Here is a 5678-nt window from a genome sequence, read left to right as displayed (position 1 = left end):
GCGTGCATGGATGCACGTCGTTTTTCGACGAGACAGGGACGTCTCGCCGAAAAATCCCGGCGGCGGAGTGGACCCCCGGCGCGCCGCGGCGTGGGCGCGGAGGCCGGGTGTGCTTTCTTTGGGCCACCTTTCTTTGCACAAGCAAAGAAAGGTGTGCTCGCGCCCCGAAGGGGAGCGAAAGCTCTTGCCTTGGCTTCAGCTTTCGCTCCGACTTGCAGAAAACAGCAAATGCCAGAGCAAAGGCTTTCTCTCCCCTTCGGGGAGCGAGTTACTTTTCTTTGCTTGTGCAAAGAAAAGATAACCAAAAGAAAGCACACCCTGCCTACGCGCCCACGTCGCTATGCGACGCGGGTCCACTGCGCTGGCAGGATTTTTCGACGATACATCCCTGTATCGTCGAAAAACGACGCACATCCTTGTGCGTCGCCCCATTCGGGGTCTTGTCTGCCAGCTCCGTCGCTGCGGAAGGGGACCCGGTAGATCAACATCTGGAGCAACAGCAGAAGCAGGAGCAGCTGCAGGAGCTACCCCTCCCCGGCCCTCCCCTGCACTTCGTGCAAGGGAGGGAGCTGGAGCACAAGCACAAGCAAAGCTGCACCTCCCAAGCCTTTCCCGGTACTTCGTGCAAGGTCGGGAGCGAAGCGCTGCTCCGCTCTTCAACGCAATCCCTTAAAGTCTTCAGCAGATAAATACCAACACGCCCATGCCACCCCTGGTAAAAATCCGCTCAGAGCGCGAACAGATGTCGGCCATCGAACGTCGCATCGCCGACTTCATCCTCGACAACGCCCACCTGCTGCGCGACTACTCCTCGCAGCAGCTGGCCAATGCGCTTGATATCAGCCAGTCCAGCGTGGTCAAGTTCAGCCAGAAACTCGGCTTCAAGGGCTATCCCGACCTCAAGTACTCGGTGGGTGCCGCAGTCGCAGCCGCCGGCAACGGCGAAAGCACCCGCTGGCCACCGGAAGACCAGCCAGGCGGCTATCTGCTGGTTGCCGAAACCCTGCGCCGGGCCAAGGCAGCGGCAGAAGAAGAAACCATGGCCGCCAACTCTCAGGCCGACGTTGAAGCGGTGATCGCGCTGATCGACAACGCCCCAAAGGTCTTCATCTATGGCCTGGGCGATGACGGCTTGTACGCCCGCGAATTCGCCATGCGCCTGTCGCTGCTCGGCATCCTTACCGTGCAGCAGGCCGATCCCATCCTGATGATCGCCAACCTGTCCGCCGCGCGGCCCGGCGATGTGCTGCTGGTGTTCTCCGAATTCGGCAAGCTGCCGCAACTGTGGCAGCTGTCGCGCCAGTTCCAGGAAGTTGGCGGCAAGGTGATATCGATCACCCGCCACACCGCCAACCCCTTGCGTGCACACGCGGACGCTTCACTGGCCATCTGTGCGCACGACCCGCAACCTCCCGTCGCCCAGCTGCTGTACCGCAGCTCGCTGCAATACCTGCTGGATTTCGTGTTCGTGCTGCTGTGCCAGACCAATCCGGATCGGCAACGGCAACTGGCATTGAACCAGGAACGCATCCAGCACCTGATCGACAACTGACCGCAGGAACCAACCTCATGTCCAGCTTGCACCAACGCAACATCCGTCACCTGCTGGGCTGCGTGCTGATGGTCATCGCACCGCTCTGCATCGCTGCGCCCTTCGCTACACCGGTGCACAATGCCCGCCAACTGATCGTGGTCACTGCTCCCGGCTGGGATGCGACCAACGGGCATTTGCAGGCATTCGAGCGTACTGACGGCGGCTGGAAAGCCCACGACGCCGGCTTCGAAGTCAGCCTCGGCCGAAGCGGCAGCGCCTGGGGCATCGGCGTGCACCCGCAGCAGACTGATGGCCCACAGAAACAGGAAGGCGATGGTCGCAGCCCCGCCGGCATCTTCAACATCGGCCCGGCCTTCGGCTATGCCGAGCACATCAGCAGCCAGATGCCCTACCAACCGATGCTGGCCAGCAGCTACTGCATGGATGTACCGGCCTCGCCGCTGTACAACCAGATCGTCGATGCCAGCAAGGTCGGCGAGGCCGCTGTGAAGGGGTCTACCGAGGCCATGCGGCTGGACCTGCACAACAACGGCGACCGCCGTTACCGCGAAGGTTTCGTCATCGAACACAACCCGGACGCCGCTCCTGGCCAGGGCAGCTGCATCTTCGCCCACCTGTGGCGCCAGCCCGGCGAAGCCACCGCCGGTTGCACCGCGATGGAGCCCGAGCGCATGTCAGCGCTGCTGGCGTGGCTGTCGCCGCAGGCCAAGCCGCTGTTCGTGCTGCTGCCAGCCGCGCAGTACCAGCGCCTGCAACGCAGCTGGGGCCTGCCGCAACTTTCAGAAACCACTCGTTGAGCATTTGTCCGGTTCAGGGCATCTTCCCTTCCTTTAGACAAGCTTTCTCTCCATGACCGACAGCGCACCCGCAAAATCTTCCAAGGTCTCCGCACCGGTCAAGGTGCTGATCGCGCTGGTGCTGGCCGCCATCGTCGGCCTGTCGCTCACCGCCTATGACCAGGTGCTGGCGCTGCAGATTGCCGATGTGCTGCGCCCGATCGGCCGGCTCTGGCTCAATGCGCTGCAGATGACGGTGGTGCCCTTGGTGACCGCGCTGGTCATCGTTGGCGTCAATACCGCCAGCAATGCCGCCGCCTCCGGGCGTACCGCACGCAACGCGATCATCGTGTTCCTGATCCTGCTGGTGGGTTCGGCGGCGTTCTCCGCAGTCATCACACCGCTTCTGCTGGACCTGCTGCCGCGCGATGCCGACAACATCCAGGCTTTCCGCGATGCGCTGCGCTCGCCGACCACGGCCGCCACCCCGCTCAGTGCCGCGCAGTGGATCAGCTCGTTGATTCCCAGCAACGCGCTGGCGGCAGCCGCCTCCAGCGCGATGCTGCCGCTGGTGGCGTTTGCGATGTTCTTCGGCTTTGCGCTGAGCCGCCAGCAACCCGAGCGCCGCGAGCGCATCCTGGACATCATCCGCATCATCGCCGACACCATGATCACCATCGTGCGCTGGGTGCTGTGGGCGGCGCCGGTAGGCGTGTTCGCGCTGGTGTTCGTGGTCTGCGCCGAGGTCGGCATGAGCATCCTCGGCGTGCTGGGCTATTACATCGTGCTGATGTGCGTGATCTACATCCTGATCACCCTGCTGCTGTACGTGGTGGCACGCTTCGCCGCCGGCGAGCCGATCCGTCGTTTCGCCAGCGCGCTGGTGCCGGTGCAGGTGATTGCCGGCAGCACGCAATCCTCGCTGGCCTCGTTGCCGGCCATGATTGACAGCGCGCGCAACCGGCTGGGCTACCCGCCCGCGTTGACCTCGCTGGTATTGCCGATGGCGGTGTCGCTGTTCCGCATCACCAGCCCGGCGCAGTACATCGCCGTGGCCAGCTTCATCGCCTGGCTGTACGGCATCGACGTGCATGCCTCGCAGTACGCGGTGGCGGTGCTGTTGGCGGCCGCGATCAGCATGGGCTCAACCGGCCTGCCCGGCCAGGCCAACTTCATGACCAACAACATGCCGATCACCCAGAGCCTGGGCCTGCCGGTGGAACCGCTGGGCGTATTGCTGGCGGTGGATACCATTCCCGATGTGTTCTGCACGATTGGCAACGCCACCGGCGGGGTCACCGCGACCGGCATCGTTGCCCGCCACACGGCGCAGCACCCGGAGCAGGATCAACCCAGCGACAGCTGATTGCCTGCAGCCACTCCCGCACCAGGCGGGAGTGGCTTTGGGATCACTCCTGCGGCGGCAGCGGCGGCGCGCCGTAGGCCGCATCGGCGGCCATCACATCACGGGTGTTCTTCTGCACGGCAACCGCGCCGAACAACGACAGCGCGAACGACATGCCGTAGAAGCCCTTCTCGCTGAGCAGCAGGGTGGCGTTCCACAAGCCCACCAGCAGCAGCAACAACGCGCACAGCAGGGCAAACCAGCACAGGCTGTAATACAGGCTGCTCACCGGGATGTTCTCCAGCCGGTCACGCACGCTCTTCTGCAGCGATACCGCCGAGAACAGGCCGAACAGCAGCAGGGTCAGGTAATAGCCCTTCTCGTTGAGCAGCATCTGCGCATTGAACAGGCCAACCAGATAGGCAGCCGCCCCCAGCAACAATGCGGTCCAGGCAGCGGCGATAAACGCGGCCGAGGGGCGATAGATCTGTGCTTTCATCTTTTAAAAACTCCTTTTTGTGGATGTAGCGGCCCAACGTCCACGGGCGCTCGGCCGCTACGTTAAGCGATTCCGTGCGCCAGTCCCATCCCTCAAAGGGACAGCATCGGCTGCCATGGTGTACAACCCTGCTCTGGTATCGCTTCCCGCTTCTGGAGACTCCCATGCCCCGTACCCTTCTGCTCAGCATGACCCTGGCCCTGGCCCCGGCCTTGTTCACCAGCGCCTGCGCCGCCGACCCGGACCCGGCCGCCGAAGCAGCGGTAAAGCCCGCGCAATGGCCGTTCAACGCCACCGAGGCGGCCCGTTTCAATGAACCCTGGGCGATGACCTTCCTGCCCGACGGCAGCCTGCTGGTGACGGAGAAGGGCGGCAAGCTGGTCCACTTCGACCCGGCCAGCGGCAAGCGCGGCAACGTCAGCGGCGTGCCTGCGGTGGCTTACGGCGGCCAAGGCGGTTTGGGTGATGTGCTGGTGCACCCGCAGTTCGCCAGCAATGGGCTGGTCTATTACAGCTATGCCGAAGACGGCGAAGACGACACCCGTGGAGCGGCCGTGGCACGCGCCAAGTTGGTTCTCGATGCCGATGGTGGTGGCAAACTGACTGATACGCAGGTGATCTGGCGGCAGACGCCGAAGGTCACAGGGCGCGGCCATTACGGCCACCGGCTGGCGTTCGGCCCGGACGGCAAGCTGTGGATCAGCTCCAGCGAGCGGCAGAAGTTCGACCCGGCGCAGGACATGAAAACCAACCTGGGCAAGATCATCCGCCTCAACGACGACGGCAGCGTGCCGGCGGACAATCCGTTCGTGGCGCAGGGCGCGCCGGCCGACCAGGTATGGTCGCTGGGCCACCGCAGCGTGCTCGGCCTGGCTTTCGACGGCAACGGCAAGTTGTGGGAACACGAGATGGGCCCGAAGGGCGGCGACGAGCTGAACCTGATCCAGCGCGGCGGCAACTACGGCTACCCCATCGTTTCCAACGGCGACCACTACGACGGCCGCCCGATCCCGGATCACGACACCCGCCCGGAATTCATCGCCCCGGTAGTCACATGGCGCCAGGTGATCTCGCCGGCCGGCTTCATCATCTACAACGGCACCCTGTTCCCGAAGTGGCAGGGCAGCGGCTTCATCGGCGGGCTTTCGTCCAAGTCGCTGGTACGGGTCGCTTTTGATGGCGACAAGGCACGCGAGGCCGAGCGCTTCGACATGGGCAACCGCATCCGCGAAGTGGAGCAGGGCCCGGACGGCGCGCTGTGGCTGCTGGAAGACGGCAGCAATGCAAAGCTGCTGAAGCTGACGCCCAAAGCCGGCTGAGCATGGCCCCGTAGTGCCGAGCCATGCTCGGCAAGGGCTTTCCCGGCAAGGCCACTGTAGTGCCGAGCCATGCTCGGCAAGGGCTTTCCCAGCGAAGCCTCTGTAGTGCCGAGCCATGCTCGGCAAGAGGCCTCACCGGTTGTAGTGCCGAGCCATGCTCGGCAGTGGCCTTACCGGGAAAGCC

At 64.1% G+C, this 5678-nt stretch carries 5 protein-coding genes; 4 read left to right on the top strand and 1 reads right to left on the bottom strand.

Translation table 11 applies throughout. The features are described 5' to 3' along the window. The first annotated feature begins 703 nt into the window (after positions 1 to 703). From ABE493_RS19175 to ABE493_RS19165, 3 genes are all read left to right on the top strand, one after another. Entirely contained in the window at positions 704 to 1552 is an 849-nt protein-coding gene (locus tag ABE493_RS19175) for a MurR/RpiR family transcriptional regulator (protein WP_346500961.1), read from the top strand. Between the two features lie 68 nt (positions 1553 to 1620). Beyond that, positions 1621 to 2352, top strand: a complete 732-nt coding sequence (locus ABE493_RS19170; RefSeq protein ID WP_346500963.1) for a L,D-transpeptidase family protein — start codon at positions 1621 to 1623, stop codon at positions 2350 to 2352. A gap of 52 nt (positions 2353 to 2404) precedes the next feature. Beyond that, positions 2405 to 3697 carry a dicarboxylate/amino acid:cation symporter gene (locus ABE493_RS19165; protein ID WP_346500959.1) on the top strand — a complete coding sequence of 431 codons (1293 nt, stop codon included), beginning with the start codon at positions 2405 to 2407 and terminating at the stop codon, positions 3695 to 3697. Positions 3698 to 3740: 43 nt separating this feature from the next. Here the strand turns inward: ABE493_RS19165 and yiaA are convergent, their stop codons facing one another. Further along, a complete protein-coding gene (gene yiaA, locus ABE493_RS19160) occupies positions 3741 to 4175 on the bottom strand; it encodes an inner membrane protein YiaA (protein WP_346500957.1) in 435 nt (144 codons plus the stop codon). 164 nt (positions 4176 to 4339) lie between these two features. Between yiaA and ABE493_RS19155 the strand changes: the two genes are divergently transcribed. Continuing rightward, positions 4340 to 5494 carry a PQQ-dependent sugar dehydrogenase gene (locus ABE493_RS19155; RefSeq protein WP_346500955.1) on the top strand — a complete coding sequence of 385 codons (1155 nt, stop codon included), beginning with the start codon at positions 4340 to 4342 and terminating at the stop codon, positions 5492 to 5494. Positions 5495 to 5678 lie beyond the last annotated feature (184 nt).

Origin of the sequence: Stenotrophomonas terrae, from assembly GCF_039674165.1 — a bacterium.
Lineage (GTDB): Bacteria > Pseudomonadota > Gammaproteobacteria > Xanthomonadales > Xanthomonadaceae > Stenotrophomonas > Stenotrophomonas terrae_A.
The sequence above is the reverse complement of the archived record's forward strand: the minus strand, read 5'-3'. Positions and strand labels throughout refer to the sequence as shown.

Coding starts and splice junctions, on each gene's coding strand:
- ABE493_RS19175 (WP_346500961.1), top strand. CDS start 704: ATGCCACCCCTGGTAAAAATCCGCTCAGAGCGCGAACAGATGTCGGCC.
- ABE493_RS19170 (WP_346500963.1), top strand. CDS start 1,621: ATGGTCATCGCACCGCTCTGCATCGCTGCGCCCTTCGCTACACCGGTG.
- ABE493_RS19165 (WP_346500959.1), top strand. CDS start 2,405: ATGACCGACAGCGCACCCGCAAAATCTTCCAAGGTCTCCGCACCGGTC.
- yiaA (WP_346500957.1), bottom strand. CDS start 4,175: ATGAAAGCACAGATCTATCGCCCCTCGGCCGCGTTTATCGCCGCTGCC.
- ABE493_RS19155 (WP_346500955.1), top strand. CDS start 4,340: ATGCCCCGTACCCTTCTGCTCAGCATGACCCTGGCCCTGGCCCCGGCC.